The following is a 17,912-nucleotide window of genomic DNA, read 5'->3' on the forward strand; positions in this document are numbered from 1 at the left end:
ACGTGTTCCTTCAGGGCAGCCGGGGCAGGATGTCGGTCTCGAAGATCCCGGCCGGGTCGGGCAGGTGGCAGCGGGAGGTCCGGGTGGTGTCCGCCGTGCGGGAGACCAGGTCGGGCAGGTCCACGGCGCAACCCTGCACCCGACCGGCGAACTCGCACCGGGGGTGGAACGAGCATCCGGTGGGCAACGCGAGCAGGCTGGGCGGCGTGCCGGGGATGGGGTGCAGCCGGGCCGGTTCGCCGGAGACCGCCGGGATGCTCTCCAACAAACCCCAGGTGTACGGGTGCAGTGGCCGGCCGAGGATCGACTGGGCCGGGCCGTACTCGACGCCGCGTCCGCCGTACATGACCAGCACGTCGTCGGCGATCTCGGCGACGACACCGAGGTCGTGGGTGATGAAGAGGACCGCCGAGCCGAAGTCCTGTTGCAACTCCATGATCAGGTCGAGGATCTGCGCCTGCACGGTGACGTCCAGCGCGGTGGTGGGCTCGTCGGCGATCAGCAGTTTGGGGTCGTTGACCAGTGCCATCGCGATCATCGCGCGTTGCCGCATGCCGCCGGAGAACTGGTGTGGGTAGTCGTCCAGGCGGCGGCGGGGGTTGGGGATGCCGACCCGGCCGAGCATGTCGACCGCCCGGCCCCGGGCCACCCGCTTGGACACCCGGTGGTGCGCCCGGTACGCCTCGACGATCTGGTCGCCGACCGTGAAGTACGGGTGCAGCGACGACTGTGGGTCTTGGAAGATCATCGCGGCGTTGGCGCCGCGTCGCTTGCGGAGTTCGGCGGGCGGCATGCCGACGATCTCCTCGCCGCCGACGGTGATCGAGCCGGTCATCCGGGTGCTGCGCGGGTCGTGCAGGCCCATGATGGCCATGCTGGACACGCTCTTGCCGGAGCCGGATTCGCCGACCACCGCGAGGGTGCGACCCAGTGGTAGGGAGTAGCTGAGCCCCTGCACGGCCTGTACGAGGCCGTCGGCGGTCGGGAAGGTGACGGTGAGGTCCGTGACCTCCAGGTAGGACGGCCCGGCGGTGCGGTCGCCGGTGGCACGCCGGGCGCGGGAGACCGTCTCGGGCCGTCGGTCCGGGGTCGACAGCAGGTGCGGTTCGGTCATCCCAGCCTCACTCGCGGGTCGAGAATCGTGTAGAGGATGTCGACGAGCAGGTTCATCACGACCAGCACCACCGAGCCGACCAGCACGCCGGCCATCAGCACCGGCAGGTCGTACTGGTTGAACGCGCGCAGGGTCAGCACGCCGAGGCCGGGCAGACCGAACATCGCCTCGGTGAAGATCGCACCGGTCAACTGGAGCGCCAGGTCGACGCCGAAGATGGTGGCGATCGGGGTGATCGCGGCGCGCAGGCCGTGGCGGTAGACCACCCGGCGCTCGCTGATGCCCTTCGCGCGGGCGGTGCGGACGTAGTCCTCGCCCAGCGTTTCGATCATGGACGCTCGGGAGTAGCGAGTGTAGGAGGCGGCGTTGGCCAGGCCGAGTGTCAGCCAGGCGGCCAGCAGCCCGCCAGCCCAGGTGAGCGGGTTCTCCAGCAGCGGGTGGTAGGCGGCGTGCGGCAGGAACGTCGCGTACAGCGAGACGAGCAGCGCCACCACGAAGTACGGCACGGCGTTGATCCCGAGCGAGGTGCCGACCATGAGCCGGTCCACGTACGTGCCTCGTCTTCGGGCCGCGACGATGCCGGCGAGGATGCCGACGATCAGGTACACCACCGCGCCGCCGAGAACGATCGAAACGGTGATCGGCAGCGCCTGCCCGATCAGCTTGGTCACCGGCTGGCCGAGGGTGTACGAGTAGCCGAGGCAGGGCGCGTCGCAGTCGATGGTGAGCCCACCGGATTGGTACGTCCGCCCGACCGCGAGCCCCTTGAGATACCCGCCGATCTGCTGCACGACGGGCTCGTCGAGGTTGAGGCTGGCGCTGATGTCGGCGTAGCGCTCCGGGGTGCAGCGCTGGCCGCAGATCGTCCCGGCCGGGTCGGTGGGGGCGACGAAGAACAGGCCGAAGCTGGCGACAAGCGTCACGATGACGACGGAGAGCGCGCTGGCGATCCGTCGCAGGATGTAGATGAGCACCGCCGAGGCTCCTGGTGGCAGCGGGCCGGGGCCGAAAAGCCCAGGCCGGAACGGGAGGGGGTGGACGCCGGCCGGCACAGGTGCCGGAGGCCGGCCGGCGTCCACGACGGGGGATGCGGAAGGTCAGTTCTTGAGGAACATGTTCACGTAGAACGGCTCACCTGCGGAGGCGTCGCCCTCGGCGCCACCGATGTTCGTGCCGATGGCGAAGGCGAGCTTGCCGTAGTAGCGCGGCAGGGCCACGTACTTGCCCATGATTTCCTTGTCCAGCTCACCCCACTTGGCGACGGCCTGGTCGGCCGGGAGGTTGCCGATCTCGTCGATCTTGGCGTCCAGCGCCTTGTCGCTGAGCATGCCCCAGCTGAGGCCGTCGGCGATGCCGTGCGTCTGGAACAGCACCGGGAACCAGCTGCCGCCGCTCGGCCAGTCCGAGCACCAGCCCTGCGGCGCCTGGCCCATGTTGACCGGGGCGTCGTAGTCGGCGATCTTGGAGCGCAGTTCCGCGGTGGTGACACCGATCGGCTTCACGGTGAAGCCGGCCGCCTTCAACGCGTCGACCCGGATCTGGTTGGTCTGCTGCGGGATCGGCTTGGTGTTGTCGTAGTACCAGCTGAGCTCGAAGCCGACCTTGCCGGCCGTCTCCAGGTCGGCCTTGGCCCCGGCTGGGTCGCCCTGGCCGACACCGCTCAGGCCCGGCAGCGGCTCGTACTTGGTGTAGCCCGGCACGCTCGGCGGCAGGACGGTGCTGGCCGGCTGGGAGTTGAAGCTGTTGAGGCCGGCGGCCTTGTTGACCTGGTCGTACGGGTACGCCTTGGCGATCGCCTTGCGCACCTCCAACGGGATCTTGCGGGTGTCCATCTGCACCGAGTAGGTGCAGGGCTGCTCGCCCTGGATCAGCTGGGCCTTCTTGTCCCCGGTCACCTGCGGGATCAGCGAAGCGTCGATGGGGCCGTAGTTGAGGGCGTTGGCGTCCTCGCCGGCGCTGTTGAGCACCTGCTGCTGGGTCTTCGCTTCCTCGCTGCCCCACTTGAAGTCGAAGCCGTCCGCGTACTGGTGCCGCACCGCGTCGGTGTTCGGGTCCCAGTTCGGGTTCCTCTTCAGCTTCAGCTCGGTACCGGGGGTGTAGGTGTCGAACTGGTACGGCCCGGTCGCGAGGGGGTTGTTCTTGTAGTTCTCCTTGGTGTCCTTGGCCTTCGGGATCGGCGTGAACACCGGGAAGGTCATGTAGAGCGGCAGGTCCGCGAACGGCCGGGCCAGGTGGACGACGAGCGTGGTCGGGTCCGGGGTCTCCACGCCGGCGTAGGTGTCACCGCTGGCGTAGGGGCCCTTGTACTTGTCGCCGTCCTTGAAGGAGGTCAGCTGGTACGTCGGGGCGTTGGCGTACACGTCGTGGGCGAACGAACGCTTGATCGCGTACGCCAGGTCCTCGACCTTGACCTCGGTGCCGTCGGCGTACTTGATGCCCGACTGCATCTTGAACGTCCAGGTCAGCTTGTCCGCCGAGACGGTGCCGAGGTCGGTCAGGTCCGGCACGAGCACCGGCTTGCCGTTGCGGATCGCGAACTGGGTCGGGCTGCGGAAGAGCAGCTTCTCGATCGCCAACGCGTCGGCGTAGTAGGTGTCGGTCGGGTCGAACGTGTTCGGGGTCAGCTGGGAGTAGACCGTGATGACGCCGCCCTTCTTGGCGCCGGGCACCTCGGCCGCTGGGCCCTTGGCGGTCGGGTCGAATGCGCTCTCCTGGGTCTCGATGCCCTTGGCGCCACCCCCGTCGCTGCTGCCGTTGTTCGACGAAGGGCTGCCGCAGCCGGCCACCGCCATGGTGGCGGCCAGCGCGGCGGCGAGACCAACCTTCAGTTGCCTCACAGACGTACTCCTGTCTTGTCTTCCGGTTTTCCTTCAGCCCGGGGCGTCCTCATCGACGGGTCCGGGGATCGAAGGCGTCGCGCACGGCGTCGCCGAGCAGGCTCAGGGCGAGCACCAGGATCGTGATGCCGAGTACGGGCAGCCACAGGTAGAGCGGGTCGGCCCGGTAGTACGTGGTGGCGGCGGAGATCGTCAGGCCCCAGGACGGAGTGGGTTCGATCAGCCCGGCCCCGAGCACTGTCAGCCCGGCCTCGGCGACCACGTAGCCGGGCAGGGCAAGCGACACGGAGACGACGATCGGCGCCACCAGGTTGGGCAGCAGCTCCTTGAAGAGCACCTGCCGGGTCGGGATGCCGAGCACCTTGGCCGCCGCGACGAAGTCGCGCTCTCGTAGCGAGAGCACCTGCCCCCGGACCAGGCGGGCAAGGCTCGCCCAGCCGAAGAACGACAGCACGCAGATCAGTGAGATGAAGCGGATCTGGGCCACGTCCTCTGACCCGGCACCGTCGGCGCCGCCGAAGATGGCGACCAGGACCGCGGAGCTCGCGATCGCGAAGAGCAGGTACGGCAGGCTCAGCACCAGGTCGATCAGCCAGGAGAGCACCCGGTCGACCCAGCCGCCGGAGAAGCCGGCGACCAGGCCCACGACCACGCCGATGATCGTGGTGATCGTGGTGACCGCGACAGCGACGATGAGCGACGGGCGTGCGCCGTACACCCAGCGGGCGAAGAGGTCCCGGCCCAGGCGGGGCTCCACCCCGAACCAGTGTTCGCCCGTCGGTCCGATCGTCGGGAAGCCGAACTCGTCGATCAGGTTCTGGTGCAGCTCGTTGGCGTTCTGCCCCTCCAGCCGAGCGAGCAGCGGCGCGAAGATCGCGATCAGAACGTAGGCGACGCAGATCGCGGCGCAGATCATCGCAGTCCGGTCGCGGCGTAGTCGGGCCAGGGCAATCCGGGTCGGCGACTTGCTGACCGTCCGGGCCGGGGCGGCCGGCAGGGTCGCGGTCTGCGCCCGTCCGTCGCCCGACTCTCCGGCGCGGAGCACCTGGGGCTCCGTGACCATCGGCTCCACGCGGGACGACCTCCTCATCGTGCGGACACATGCCACCGCCACCCGAACGGTTCTCCGACCCGACGGCGGCTCTAGTGCCGGAACGTTAGCCGGGCAAATGATTTCGTTGTGGGTCAGTTCTGTAACGGACTCATGTCGTGAACAACGCCGATCTCATCCTTTCGGACCGCCGATCAACCACGCCGCCCACGACAGCGGCGCGCGAAGCTCGCGATCACGCGGAGCGACGATGACGGCCGCTCACCGCTGAGGCGCAGACGTAGCGATCAATGTTTTTGCAGTTCAATGCTTCGATGCAGCGAGCCCCTCTCGACACGGTCCCGCCGCAGGCGGAACCGACCATCACTGCCTGTAATGGCGCTCAATGGATCGATATCGCCAACAGGAGTAACGGGAATTCATTTCAACGATTGTTGTCGTCAGCCAGATGAATGCAGGGGCGTCTGACATTTATCGATGCATAATTGCGCGATCAACGGATGGCCGACGCCCCGATTGGCCGAAGGGGAATACTGGGCGGGTGGAGAGTGCAAGCCCGCGCCTGCTGCTGGTCGAGGACGACCGCGCGCTGACCGCGCTGCTCGGCGATCTGCTCACCGAGGAGGGGTACGAGGTCGACGTGGCCGGTGACGGGCAGCACGGCCTGCACCACGCCCTGTCCCGCGACTACTCCGTGCTGGTGGTCGACCGAGGGCTGCCCGTGCTGGACGGGCTGGGGCTGGTCACCCGGTTGCGGGCGCATGGCGTGACCTGCCCGGTACTGCTGCTCACCGCCCGGGGCGCGCTGAACGACCGGGTGGAAGGGCTCGATGCCGGCGCCGAGGACTACTTGGTCAAACCCTTCGAGGTGGCCGAGTTGCTGGCCCGGTTGCGGGCGTTGCGCCGTCGACACCAGGACGCCGCGGTCCGGCTGCCGCTGGGGCAGCGGCGCTGGCTGGACGTGGGAAACCGGCGAGTGCTCGACGGCGACGAGGAGATCCCGCTCTCCGCCCGCGAGTTCGCCGTGCTGCGCGCCCTCGCGGGCCGACCGACGAAGGTCTTCACCCGGGCGGAGCTGTTGAGCACCGCCTTCGACCACGCCGACGCCCCGGGGACCGTCGACGCCTGCATCCATCACCTGCGCCGCAAGCTCGGCCGCGGGGCGATCCGTACCGTGCACGGTCTCGGCTACCGGATCGGCACGGGCTGACGGCATGGACAAGACCCGGTTGGTCCAGGCCCGACGGCGCAGTGTGGCGCAGACCGCCGGGGCGATCGGCGCGGTTCTGCTGCTGGTCGGCGCGTTGATGTTCGTCCTCAGCAGCCGTCAGGAGTCCCGAGCGTTGAACACCGAGCTGGATCAGGTGCTCACGATGGCCGAGGACACCGACGACCCGCCACCCGGCGAGTTCCTGGCCCGCAGGGCAGCTGGATCCGAGACTGTCGAGGTGACCGGAAGCGCGTCGCCGGAGCTGGTCCGGGTCCTCGGTGACGCGGTGGAACGGCAGCCGGGGCGGTTCGACGCAGACGCGGGAGACGACCATCGGGTACGGGTGCTTGTCGCCCACCGGGCGGACGGGAGCCGGTGGGCGGTCGCCGCAGACCTCGCCCCGCTACGTCAACGCCAGGGGCAGCTCGGCATCGCGCTGCTCGTGGCCGAGCTGGCCGGCCTGGGCGGCGCACTGGTCGCCGCCACGCTGCTCGCCCGCCGGGCGGTCGCTCCCCTGGCCGCCGCGCTGACCCTGCAACGTCGTTTCGTCGCGGACGCCTCGCACGAACTGCGCACCCCGCTCACCGTTCTGCACACCCGCGCACAGCTGCTGGCCCGCCGGTCCCGAACGCAGCCGGCGGCGCAGCTCACCGACCAGCTCGACCAACTCGTGGCGGACACCCGGTCCCTCGGTGACGTGGTCGAGGACCTGCTGGTGTCCGCCGCCTCCGAACATCAGCCGCCACCGGCCACGGTCGTCGATCTGGCCGAGGTGGCCCGCGAGGTGGTCGCGAGCATGGAGGCGTACGCCCGGGAGGTGAAGGTCGAGCTGCGCGTGGAAACCTACGGAGAGGCACCGATCCACGGTGCGAGCACGGCGCTGCGCCGGGCGGTGACCGCCCTCGTGGACAACGCCATCGGGCATGTGACCGCTGGCGGGCACGTCACCGTTGCCGTGCGACGTCGCGCTGATCGGGTGGCCGTCGAGGTCGACGACGACGGCGTGGGCCTCGACCCGGCCGAGGCGGACGGGCTCTTCGACCGCTTCACCCACGGCGACGCCGGTGCGGGCCGCCGGTTCGGGCTGGGCCTGGCGCTCGCGCAGCAGGTCGCGCGGGCTCACCACGGGTCGATCGAGGTGGCCGGCGCCCCCGGCCAGGGTGCCACCTTCACCCTGCTGCTGCCGCCTTGGCCAAGTGTGTAAGAACTTCGCAAGAAACCGGCAATATCGTGAGGCACAGTGCCATACCGAATGCCGAGGAGATCCCGTGCCCGACACCGTCAACGGACTGCCACTGCACCCGCTCGTCGTGCACGCTGTGGTGGTCCTCCTGCCGTTGGCCGCGATCGGCGTCGCCGCGCTGGCCGTCCGACCGTCCTGGCGGGGCCGCTACGGGTGGCTCGTGGTGCTGATCGCCGCGCTGGCCACGGCCGCGATCCCGCTCGCTACCTCGAGTGGTGAAGGCCTGGAGCGACGGGTCGGCGACCCGGGCGAGCACGCCGAACTGGGCGACACCCTGCTCTGGTTCGCCCTGCCGTTGCTGGCGGCGGCCGTCGCGCTGGTCTGGCTCCACCGCCGGGGCGCCCGGCCGGACGGGGATGTGGCCGGTTCCCGACGCTTGTCCGGGCCGGTCGCGGTGGTAATCGCGGTGCTGGCCGTGGTCGTGGCGGCCGCGAACCTGGTGCAGGTCTACCGAGTGGGCGATTCCGGGGCGAAGGCGGTCTGGGGCAACGTCCCGGCCGCCTCCGCCGGGCACGGCGACGACGACTGACGCGCCGGGCCGACGGTCACCAGGACGACCGATACGACACAGAGGGTGACGGCCGCCGGGGCGAACGCCGGAGTGAGCGTTATGACTCACAGTCATAGATATACCTGTGAGTCATAACGCTCACCGGCACGCCGGTCACGGCCGCCCGACCGCGCGTCGCCCCACGGTCACGGTCGCGCGACGCCTGCGCCGTCGGTCAGGGCATCAGTCAGACCAACCCGCCGAGGGCCGGGTCGCTGATGCTGTCCTTGCCGTTCTCCACATGACCGGCATAGCGGTACGCGAAGCCGGCGTCACCCGCGACGGTAAGAGTCAGGTCGTACCAGCCGTGGGTGCGGGTGAGCGCCCACGTCGCCCGCTCGGTCTCGCCGGGCCGCAGCGACAGCGTCACCGGACGGGAGTGGTACCCGTCCCGGACGGTCACCTCGACCCGCTTCGCGCCCCGGTTGCCCAGGGTGAGGACGACCTTGTGGTGGTGCTCGTCGTACGAGGCGGTGACGTCGAGCTGCGACCGGCCGCCGGTGAAGCGACGGTAGAAGCCGTTCGGCCCGTGCACCGACAGGTCGTAGGACGACTCGACCGTCCAGGTGTCGGTGAGACGCTTGCCCGCTTCGACCGTGTAGCTGCGCGGGGCCGCCGTGCTGCCGGCCTGGCGGACCTGGAAGACGGCGGCAGCGCCGCCGGTGTTGCGGAAGTCGATCCGGAACGCGCCGTCGGCGACGTGGCCGTCGGCGTGCAGGGTGTACGGGATGGCCCGCGCCGGACGTACCCCGCGCTCCTGCCGAGGCAACCGCCCCTCAATCGGAGGCACCGGCACCTCGTCGGGGTGTCGAACCAGGTCGTCGGGCTTGAAGTCGTCGGTGTCCGGCAGCGTGACCTCGCGCGACCGGTTCGGGTGCCGGAAGTCGAAGGCCGTGGTCAGGTCGCCGACGACGGCGCGTCGCCACGGGGTGATGTTCTTCTCGATCAGGTCCGGCCGGCCGTGCCCGAACCGCGTCTCCAGGAACTTGATCAGCGAGGTGTGGTCGAAGACCTGGGAGTTGACGTAGCCGCCGCGCGTCCACGGCGACACGATGATCATCGGTACGCGGACGCCGAGGCCGTACGGCCCGGCCGGGTGGTCGGCGTCGCCGGGGAAGATCTCGTTCGTGGTCGGCACTGTCGACTGCCCGTGCTCGCGGGTCTGCGGAGGCGTCGGCGGGACCACGTGGTCGAAGAAGCCACCCTCCTCGTCGTACGTGATGAAGAGCGCCATCTTGCTCCACACCTCGGGGTGCGCGGCGAGGATGTCGATGACCTGCGAGATGTACCAGGCGCCGAAGGCCGGTCCCCAGTTCGGGTGCTCGGTGAACGCCTCGGGCGCGGTGATCCAGGAGACCTCCGGGAGGCGTCCCGCCTCGACGTCGGCGCGGAAGTCGGCGAGCAGCGCCTCCGGGTCGCGACCCTGGGTGCGGATCTCCGTGCCGGTCTTGGCGCGATCCGCGAGGGGCGTTCCGGGCTGCGCGTTCTGGTACTGGTGGAAGTACAGCAGCGAGTTGTCGCCGTAGTTGCCGATGTAGGGATCGTTCGTCCAGCCCCAGGAGCCGGCGGCGTTGAGGCCGGTGCCGACGTCCTGGTAGATCTTCCAGGAGATGCCGTTGCGCTCCAGCCGCTCCGGGTACGTCGACCAGTCGTAGCCGGCCTCCGCGTTGGTGATGACCGGGCCACCGCCCCTGCCGTCGTTGCCGACCCAGCCGCTCCACATGTGGTAGCGGTTCGGGTCGGTGGGACCCATCAGCGAGCAGTGGTAGCTGTCGCAGACGGTGAAGGCGTCGGCGAGCGCGTAGTGGTAGGGCAGGTCCTGGCGGGTGTGGTACGTCATCGCGGTGACGCCCTTGTTGGGCACCCACCCGTCGAACCGGCCGTCGTTCCAGGCGGCGTGCCCGTCGTTCCAGCCGTGCGGCGGGTCCGGCAGGAAGGTCTGGCCGAGGTCCTTCACCTCGGGGCGGAACGGCAGCAGCTCGTCCGCGCCGTTGGGCTGGTGCCACACGTCCTTGCCGGACGGCAGTGTCGCCGGATGCGGGTCACCGAAGCCGCGTACACCGCGCATGCTGCCGAAGTAGTGGTCGAACGATCGATTTTCCTGCATGAGGATGATCACGTGCTCGACGTCGTTGATCGAGCCGGTCCGGTTGTTCGCCGGAATGGCGAGCGCCTTGTCGAGATTCAGCGGGAGCGCCGCGCCGATCGCGGGAACTCCCATTGCCTTGAGGAACGTACGGCGATCCACCGTGCCCATAGCTCACCCTTTGTGCGGTCTGGTCGAGAAACTGGCGACCGGACGCTACCGAGGACTGGTTGACGGCAGATGGCCATAATTCGGCCGGGCGGAAGCACCCCGACGTACCGTGAGGTCGTGCCGACGAGAGACGTACTCACCAAGGCTGACCTCGCCGAATTCCGACGCTCGGCGCTCGGGACGGCTGACCCGCTCGGTGTCGCCGCCGACATCGCCGAGGCGGTCGCGCAGGGCCGGCTGGAGGATCCGGACGACGCCGGGGACGCGCTGACCCTGGCCGCCGAGATCGCCCAGATCCGGGCCCGGCCCGACGCCGCGCTGCGGTACGCGGATCAGGCGCTGTCGGCGTACCCGTCCGCCGACGATCCCCGGGCCGGAGTCGCCCGCGCGCTGCGGGCCCGGGTGATGTTCCAGGCCGGAGACCGGGACGACGAGGCGATGGCGGAGCTGACCGCGCTGCGCCCGTTGCTGCTCACGCAGCCCGACGCGCCCGCCTACGTCAGCGCGGCCCTGGACGCCGCGGGCCGCTCGGCGATCGCCGAGCGGTGGCTCAGCGAGGCGGTCGACACCCTGCTCGGCGAGCGCGCCACCGCCGCCGGGCAGGCGCCGGCCGACCCGGAGGTCGGTCCGCCGGACGCGCCCGGTGTGCTCTTCCTCCTGCTGCAACAGCGCCATCGCGTACGCCGGGATCTCAACCTGCCGCACGATCGGCAGGACGACCTGGCCGACCGCCTGGAGAACCAGCTCGTCCGCCGGGCCGCCGAGCGGCAGGACGGCCAGACGGATCTGCTGCTCTGGCCCCGGCCGGAGTTCGACAGCCTGCTCGCCGAGCACCCGGAGCTGACCGACGTGTACGGGCCGGACTGGGACGCGCACCGGGCTCGGCTGGAGAAGGAGCTGGTACGGCTGACGGGCGCCGGCCGGAGCGGGCTGGGCGTGTTCCGCGCGAGCGTGGCCGGCCTGGACGCGTTCGCCGGTCGACGCGATGGCGACCCGGCCGACGCGGCGGTCCGGGCCGGCTACGCGGCCGAGGTGTCGGCGCGACCCAGCGCGCGGGTTCCCTGGCCACCGGAGCGCAACGATCCGTGCTGGTGCGGCTCGGGCCTGAAGTACAAGAAGGACTGCCTGCCGCGTTCGCGCGGTTGAGCGTTGGCTCTGGGCACGCTCAGTCGGTACCGATAGCCTCCATGCCTGGATCATCGAGATCCGCCATGGCCGGAGGAGTCGCCGAATGTTCGAGGAGTTCATGGGCATCCCCGCCCACCCGCTCGTGCTGCACGCCGCGGTCGTGTTCGTGCCGCTGCTGGCTCTGCTGACGATCGCCTACGCGCTCGTCCCGCTGGTCCGACCGCACACCCGCTGGGTGCTGGGCCTGCTCGCCGTGGGGGCCCCGCTGTGCGCGTTGCTGGCGAAGTTCTCCGGTGACGCCTTCTTCGAGCGCATGCGCTCGGCCAACCGGGTCACGCCCGAGTTCCTCCCGAAGCTGGAGGCGCACCAGCACTTCGGTGACCTCACCCTGTACGCGGCGATCGGGCTGGCGGTCGTGGCGCTGGCCCTGGTCTGGTTCGTTCCGCCGCGACCCGCCGAGGGCGTCCGCCCCGCTCGGGCGCTGACCGTGGCGTTGCAGGTGCTGTCGCTGGTGGCCGCCGGCATCGCCGTGTACTACGTGGTCCGCACCGGCGACTCCGGGGCGAAGGCGGTCTGGGAGGGCCAGTAACGCACGCGGGTGCGGCCCGGCCGGAGCCCGACCGCACCCGCGCTTCGACACTCAGCCGGCGTGGTACGCCCGGATGATGGTCTGGTCGATGCCGCTACCGCCGTTGGCGGCGGCCTTCACGCGCAGCGAGACGGCCTGCCCGGACGCGGCCTTCGGCAGGTCGATCCGGTAGGTGTCGCCGCTGCCGGTGACCCGGGCGGCCTTCCAGGTGGCGCCGTCGTCGGTCGAGGTCCAGACCTGCATCGACGTCACCCGCTGCGCCTTGACACCGTGCGCCTGCCGGACGGCCAGCTCGGCCGTTCCACCATCCACCGGGTGGTTGTTGGTGTCCATCGGCAGGGCGTAGTCGAGGGCGAGCAGGGGCAACGGCACGCTCTCGGTGCCGTCCGGCCCGGCGGACCGGAACGTCCACGAGGTGGAGACCTTCGTCGAGATCGGCAGGATCAGGCTCGTGTCGACGTCGAGGGTCACCCGGTAGTCGGCCATCGTCTGCCCGACGGTGAAGTCGCCGAACGGGCCGCTGCGCTCGTCGAGCAGCTTGCCGTTGCGGTACAGCGACAGGGTGCGCTTCACGCCGATCGCCTCGCCGTACAGGCAGTCGGCGCGCTGGTGCTTGTCGGTGAGCGTCACCAGGTCGATGTGCAGGTTGCCCCGGGTCCGTGACGGCGGGGTGGCGCAGCTCCAGCCGGCGCCGGCCGGGTCGTCGTACCACCCGGAGTGCAGGGGCTGACGCGCCCAGACCTTGGCCTGCCGGCTACCCGGCTGGTAACTGCGGGGCGCCTCGTCGGCGCCCAGGCCGCCGTAGACGCCCTGGTCGGCCCAGAGGATGTCGGGCGAGAGGTAGTCGGTCCGGTACGGCGGCAGGTTCCCCTCGTGGGTCTGGGTCACCGGCACACCGTCGCGGGTGAGGCCGGTGCGGACCAGCCCGGTGAACATCTCCGGCGAGTCCGTCTGGTGGAACCGCTCGTCGATGCGGGCCAGCGTGGCCTGCTCGGACCGGCCCACCCGGTACGCCGGGTCGGCCGGCACGCCGCCGGCGTACTCGTGCACGAGGTTGTAGCGGTATGGCGCGGCGGTGCCGGCCGGCGAGTCCAGGTTGGCCGCCACCCAGGTGCGCAGCGATCCGATGCCGGGCTTCGGCAGCGCCGTGCTGCGGACCGTCGTGGCCCTCCCGTACCCGCTGATCTGGTGCCACCACGACAGACCGTTCACCGAGGTCTGGACGTTCGTGAAGTCGACCCGGGTGGGCGTGGTGGGTGCCCCGTCGACGGTGACAGTCACCGGCCTGGCCCGCGCAGGGTCGAGCGTCACGCTCCGGGCGCCGCGCACGTCCAGGTCGGTCTCGCCGGCGAGCGTCGTCTCCAGCACGTCACTGTCGACGTAGTAGGCGACGGAGGCGCCGAAGACCGCGTACCGGCCGGCCGGAACCCGCAGGGTGAAGGTGTCGCCGGGGGTGCCGCCGCCCCCGTCGCGGTAGACGAGGGGGTCGATGAGGTTGGTGACCGTGAGGTTGATCCAGCTCTCCGCGCCGTCGCGCAGGCCGGGCAGCGGCTTCGTGTGGATCGTCAGGTCGTAGCTGGGCTGCTCGACGTAGAAGCTCACCGGGGTGACCGCCACCAGCTTGTGCCCGGTGCGGGCGGTGACGGTGGCCAGGTAGAGGCCCGGTCGGCTGGCCAGCGCCGCGCGGTTGATCCGCAGCGTCGCGTCGGCCGTGGCGCCGCGCTTGAGCGTCACCCGGCCCGTCGACAGCGTCGCCGCGCCGCGGGGCACCGGCTGACCGTCGTGGTTGACGATCGACACGTCGAGGTCGAGGACGGTCGTGGCCGGGGTGGACCCGCCGGTCCAGCTCAGCGTCGTGTCGCTGCTGCCGGACTGCGGGTACGCGAAGGTGCCGAGGTTGACCACCGGCTGGTTGCTGGTCGGGCCGCCGAGGGCCCGGGCCGCGTTGAGCCGTCCGGCCCCGACGGCGTACGCGTCGACGCCGGTCAGCGGGTCGGCCGCGCCGACGAGGGCGGCCTTGAGCCGGTCGCCGGTCCAGTCCGGGTGCCGCTGGGCGAGCAGCGCGGCGGCTCCGGCGACGTGCGGCGTGGCCATCGAGGTGCCGCTGAGGCCCTCGTAGTACCTGTCGATCGGGTCCTGGAGGTTGGTGCCGGCGGCACGGGCGGCGACGATGTCGACGCCGGGCGCGACCAGCTCCGGCTTGGCCACGTGGCTGGTGACCAGCGGGCCGCGGCTGGAGAAGTCGGCGAGTTTGTCGTCGCGGTCGACGGCCCCGACGGTGAGCGCGCTGCTGGCGGAGGCGGGCGAGGAGATCTCGGCGCCGCTGTTGCCGGCGGCGATGACGAAGAGCGCGCCTGTGGACTTGCTCAGGCCGTCCACGGCGAGCGAGAGCGGGTCGCTGCCGTCGTCCGGGGCGGTGCCGCCGAGGCTCATGTTGATGACGTCGGCGCGGGCGGCGGCCCACTCCATGCCGGCGATGATGCCGGAGTCGGCGCCGGAGCCGTGGTCGTCGAGGACCTTGCCGATCACCAGCTTGGCGTCCGGCGCCACGCCGCGACGCTGGCCGTGGGCGGCCGCCCCGGTTCCGGCGATCGTCGACGCGACGTGCGTACCGTGGCCGTTGTGGTCGACGGCGTCACCGCCCTCGGCGGTGAAGTCGGCCCGCTCGACGACCCGGCCGGCCAGGTCGGGGTGGGTGAAGTCGGCGCCGGTGTCGAGCACCGCGACCCGCACGCCCGTGCCGGTGTAGCCGGCCTTCCACGCCTCCGGCGCGGCGATCTGGCTCAGGTTGGGGTCCAGTTTTCCGCGCTTGTCGGCCCCGGTCAGGGCGGTGGCGCGGACCTTGCGGTCGAGCCAGACCTTCTTCGCGCCGGCGAGCAGCGAGGTGGTCGCGAGCTTCGCGCCGGCTGGGCTCTTCTTGGGTACGTGGCCGGCCACCGCGCCGATGCTGGGCAGGGACCGCACGTCGCCGAGCGCGGTCACCCGGGCCGACGCGGTGGCGGGCTGCACGATGACCGGCAGGTCGGCGGTGGTCTCGTCGTCGTACCCGTCGGCGATCAGCGCGGTGACGTCGAAGAGGTCGGGGTCGAGGGTCGAGCCGATCTGGGACTCGACGCGGGCGGGCAGGACGTGCAGGTGGCCGTCCGGGCCGCAGGTCTGGCGGATCACGGCGTTCGCGTCGACGGGCCGCACCGTGGCCTGCGGGCATCCCGAGCCGGTGCTCCGGACGGTCACCACGTCCCCGGTGAGCAGGGTGACGGTGTGGGTCGTGGGGCTGGCGGAGGTGGCGGGTGTGCCGGTCGGGGCGCCTCCGCTGGGACCGGCTGTGGCGGTGCCGCCGGGCACGGCGGTCAGCGCCGTGGCCGTCACGGCGACGGCCAACAGCCAGCGTGTCTTCCTGAGCATCTAGTTTCCTGTCTCATGTGGACAAATGCGCCTCTTGGGCGACTTTTGCAAGATCATAGGGCCGCGTACGTGATCTTCAAGGGTTCGCGAGGGAGCAATTTCTCGCGGAGTTGAGCGGGATTTCCGGCTCAGGTCGCCGCCGGTTTCGATTCGATGTCGGTTCGATTGCCGCCAACCGTTCCCGGCCTTCCAATGTGAAGGAAAGCCGCATGCCCGGCCGAAGGGATCGACGCGACGCTTACTCGCACCTAGCATGGCGACGAATGGATCTTCGTGATTGGCCCGTGCCGAGACCCGGCAACCAGCCCGACCGAAGGGAGACGCGCATGCGTCGACCCCGCCATCTGGCACTTCTCAGCGTCGGCGTGTCCGGCGCCCTGGTGCTGAGCGTCGCAACGACCGCGGCGGCCGCCCCGCCCGCGGCCACCACTCCCACAGGCATCGTGGTGGCCGACGGCATGACCCAACCGGTGTTCTCCCTCGCCGACGCCATCGAGGAGCGGGTGTTCGTCCAGACCCCGGTGGACACCGACCACGACGGCCGTCCCGACCGGGTGGCGATCGACATCTCCCGGCCCCGGGAGACCGCCACCCAGGGCTTCAAGGTGCCTGTCATCTTCGAGCACAGCCCGTACCGCAAGGGCACCTGGGGTGACGTCCCGTACCCGAGCGTGCTCGTCGACGACCTGCCGCAGAACGGCCGGACCGACCGCTCCGGACGTCGCGCGCTCGACGTCGGCACGCAGCGGGCGCAGGCCAAAGCCAACCTGCCGGGCTCGCTCGACGACTACTACGTGCCGCGCGGCTACGCGGTGGTGCTCGGCCAGAGCGTCGGCACCGGCGACTCGGACGGCTGCCCGACCAGCGGCGACCAGGCCGAGACCCTCGGCACCAAGGCCGTCATCGACTGGCTCAACGGCCGGGCCAAGGGGTACGACGCCAGCGGCGCCCCGGTCACCGCCGGTTGGACCACCGGCGCGGTCGGCATGACAGGCGTCTCCTACAACGGGACGCTGCCCAACCAGGTGGCCACCACCGGGGTCAAGGGCCTGAAGACCATCGTGCCGGTCTCGGCGATCAGCAGCTGGTACGACTACTACCGGGCCAACGGCCTGGTGGTGGCACCCGGGACGTTCCAGGGCGAGGATCTGGACATCCTGGCGCAGTACACGGCCGGGCAGGCGCGGGCCGAGGGCCCCTGCGCCGACGAGCTCGCGACGATCACCGCGAAGCAGGACCGGGTCACCGGCGATTACTCGACGTTCTGGCAGGACCGTGACTACCTCGACGCCCGCGACGTCAAGGCGAGCGTCTTCGTCGTGCACGGCCTCAACGACTGGAACGTGAAGACCGAGCACTTCGCCGGGTGGTGGGACGAGCTGGCGAAGCGCGACGTGCCGCGCAAGATCTGGCTGCACCAGGGCGGGCACGGCGGGCCGGGCAGCAGCGCCTCGGTGACCCTGCCCAGCGGTCAGACGTGGACCTACAAGCAGACCGAGAACCGCTGGTTCGACTTCTGGCTGTGGAACGTGCGCAACGGCATCATGGACGAGCCGACGGCGGTGCTCCAGCGCGAGGACCGGGCCTACACCACGTACGCCAACTGGCCCGACCCGGCAGCACGCGAGGTCGGACTGCGCTTCGCCGCCACCGACGCCACCACCCCGGGCACGCTCACCACGGGTAAGGCGCCGAAGGCCAAGGTCGAGCAGAGCTTCGTCGACGAGGGGCGGACCATCCACCCGGACACCCTGGTGGCCGACCCGGACACGTCAAGCGCCAACCGCCTCGCCTACCGCTCCCCCGCGCTGGCCCAGAGCGTACGCATCTCCGGCCGACCGGAGATGCGGCTACGGATGGCGATCGACAACAAGCCGGACGCGAACCTCACCGCGTACCTGGTGGACTACGGCCCGGCCGGGTCGACCGCCGCGCCGACAGTCGTGACGCGCGGCTGGATGGACCCGCAGAACCGTAAGAGCGCCGCGCGCACCGAGCCGGTCAGGCAGGGCAAGCTGTACGACTACCGGTGGACCATGGAGCCGAAGGACTACATCTTCCCGGCGGGGCACCGCATCGGCGTGGTCGTCTTCTCCAGCGACCAGGAGTACACGCTGCTGCCGTTGGGCGGCACCGAGCTGCGGGTCGCTCCGAACGACAGTGAGCTGCGACTGCCCGTGGTCGGTGGGCGGGCCGTCCTCGGCTTCTGACCTCGGCGCGGCACCTGTGGGGCGGTCCGGCTCGTCGGGCCGCCCCATCCGCGTCATGTGCGCCATCTGCACCCGGCGCGCCGCCCCGGCGGGATGATCGACTCGGGTTCCATGAAGTCGCGGTGTCCGACACGCCCGGACACCCCGATATCAAGAAACCCGAGTCGATCATCCCGGCCGGGGACGGATGTCCGTTTCCGGCTGGGCGGTTTGTCCGGTATAGGGCGTTGCGTCCTGTGGCCGGCGGCACTCGGGTGGCGGAATCGCGGGCCGGGCGGGGTCGTTATACCTGGCATGCCGCCGCGACCCCCGGGCTGC

General features: G+C 70.7%; 12 protein-coding genes. 6 read left to right on the top strand and 6 right to left on the bottom strand.

All coding sequences use genetic code 11. The features are described 5' to 3' along the window. Positions 1-10 precede the first annotated feature (10 nt). From ACLQ26_RS29525 to ACLQ26_RS29540, 4 genes are all read right to left on the bottom strand, one after another. A complete protein-coding gene (locus tag ACLQ26_RS29525; RefSeq protein WP_425747629.1) occupies positions 11-1,114 on the bottom strand; it encodes an ABC transporter ATP-binding protein in 1,104 nt (367 codons plus the stop codon). After that, positions 1,111-2,088, bottom strand: coding sequence for an ABC transporter permease (locus ACLQ26_RS29530; RefSeq protein WP_425747630.1), 978 nt, complete (start codon positions 2,086-2,088; stop codon positions 1,111-1,113). Before ACLQ26_RS29530 ends, ACLQ26_RS29525 begins: the two co-directional genes overlap by 4 nt. A gap of 123 nt (positions 2,089-2,211) precedes the next feature. Next, positions 2,212-3,951: an ABC transporter substrate-binding protein gene (locus ACLQ26_RS29535; RefSeq protein ID WP_425747631.1), complete on the bottom strand. Its 1,740-nt coding sequence runs from the start codon at positions 3,949-3,951 to the stop codon at positions 2,212-2,214. A gap of 49 nt (positions 3,952-4,000) precedes the next feature. Next, positions 4,001-5,014, bottom strand: coding sequence for an ABC transporter permease (locus ACLQ26_RS29540; protein WP_425747633.1), 1,014 nt, complete (start codon positions 5,012-5,014; stop codon positions 4,001-4,003). A 529-nt stretch (positions 5,015-5,543) separates the two neighbouring features. Between ACLQ26_RS29540 and ACLQ26_RS29545 the strand changes: the two genes are divergently transcribed. From ACLQ26_RS29545 to ACLQ26_RS29555, 3 genes are all read left to right on the top strand, one after another. Then, on the top strand, positions 5,544-6,212 hold the full coding sequence (locus ACLQ26_RS29545) for a response regulator transcription factor (RefSeq protein WP_425747634.1): 669 nt from the start codon (positions 5,544-5,546) through the stop codon (positions 6,210-6,212). Between the two features lie 4 nt (positions 6,213-6,216). Beyond that, positions 6,217-7,416 carry a sensor histidine kinase gene (locus tag ACLQ26_RS29550; RefSeq protein ID WP_425747636.1) on the top strand — a complete coding sequence of 400 codons (1,200 nt, stop codon included), beginning with the start codon at positions 6,217-6,219 and terminating at the stop codon, positions 7,414-7,416. Between the two features lie 64 nt (positions 7,417-7,480). Further along, entirely contained in the window at positions 7,481-7,984 is a 504-nt protein-coding gene (locus ACLQ26_RS29555) for a DUF2231 domain-containing protein (protein WP_393291328.1), read from the top strand. A gap of 208 nt (positions 7,985-8,192) precedes the next feature. Here the strand turns inward: ACLQ26_RS29555 and ACLQ26_RS29560 are convergent, their stop codons facing one another. After that, positions 8,193-10,262, bottom strand: coding sequence for a phosphocholine-specific phospholipase C (locus tag ACLQ26_RS29560; RefSeq protein ID WP_425747637.1), 2,070 nt, complete (start codon positions 10,260-10,262; stop codon positions 8,193-8,195). 117 nt (positions 10,263-10,379) lie between these two features. Here ACLQ26_RS29560 and ACLQ26_RS29565 point away from each other — a divergent pair, with 117 nt between their 5' ends. Then, a complete protein-coding gene (locus tag ACLQ26_RS29565; protein ID WP_425747638.1) occupies positions 10,380-11,408 on the top strand; it encodes an SEC-C metal-binding domain-containing protein in 1,029 nt (342 codons plus the stop codon). An 85-nt stretch (positions 11,409-11,493) separates the two neighbouring features. Then, the gene (locus tag ACLQ26_RS29570) at positions 11,494-11,979 is read left to right on the top strand and encodes a DUF2231 domain-containing protein (RefSeq protein WP_425747639.1); all 486 of its coding nucleotides are present in this window, start codon (positions 11,494-11,496) and stop codon (positions 11,977-11,979) included. 51 nt (positions 11,980-12,030) lie between these two features. Here ACLQ26_RS29570 and ACLQ26_RS29575 read toward each other — a convergent pair whose 3' ends face one another. Next, positions 12,031-15,384 carry a S8 family serine peptidase gene (locus ACLQ26_RS29575; protein ID WP_425747640.1) on the bottom strand — a complete coding sequence of 1,118 codons (3,354 nt, stop codon included), beginning with the start codon at positions 15,382-15,384 and terminating at the stop codon, positions 12,031-12,033. Positions 15,385-15,710: 326 nt separating this feature from the next. Here ACLQ26_RS29575 and ACLQ26_RS29580 point away from each other — a divergent pair, with 326 nt between their 5' ends. After that, entirely contained in the window at positions 15,711-17,594 is a 1,884-nt protein-coding gene (locus ACLQ26_RS29580) for a Xaa-Pro dipeptidyl-peptidase (protein WP_425747641.1), read from the top strand. Positions 17,595-17,912 lie beyond the last annotated feature (318 nt).

The sequence above is a fragment of the Micromonospora sp. DT43 genome, from assembly GCF_049841645.1.
Classification (GTDB): domain Bacteria; phylum Actinomycetota; class Actinomycetes; order Mycobacteriales; family Micromonosporaceae; genus Micromonospora.

Bases quoted from the DNA above. Each gene is read 5' to 3' on its own strand.
- ACLQ26_RS29550 (WP_425747636.1), top strand. From the start codon at position 6,217: ATGGACAAGACCCGGTTGGTCCAGGCCCGACGGCGCAGTGTGGCGCAG.
- ACLQ26_RS29575 (WP_425747640.1), bottom strand. From the start codon at position 15,384: ATGCTCAGGAAGACACGCTGGCTGTTGGCCGTCGCCGTGACGGCCACG.
- ACLQ26_RS29525 (WP_425747629.1), bottom strand. From the start codon at position 1,114: ATGACCGAACCGCACCTGCTGTCGACCCCGGACCGACGGCCCGAGACG.
- ACLQ26_RS29540 (WP_425747633.1), bottom strand. From the start codon at position 5,014: ATGGTCACGGAGCCCCAGGTGCTCCGCGCCGGAGAGTCGGGCGACGGA.
- ACLQ26_RS29570 (WP_425747639.1), top strand. From the start codon at position 11,494: ATGTTCGAGGAGTTCATGGGCATCCCCGCCCACCCGCTCGTGCTGCAC.
- ACLQ26_RS29560 (WP_425747637.1), bottom strand. From the start codon at position 10,262: ATGGGCACGGTGGATCGCCGTACGTTCCTCAAGGCAATGGGAGTTCCC.
- ACLQ26_RS29580 (WP_425747641.1), top strand. From the start codon at position 15,711: ATGCGTCGACCCCGCCATCTGGCACTTCTCAGCGTCGGCGTGTCCGGC.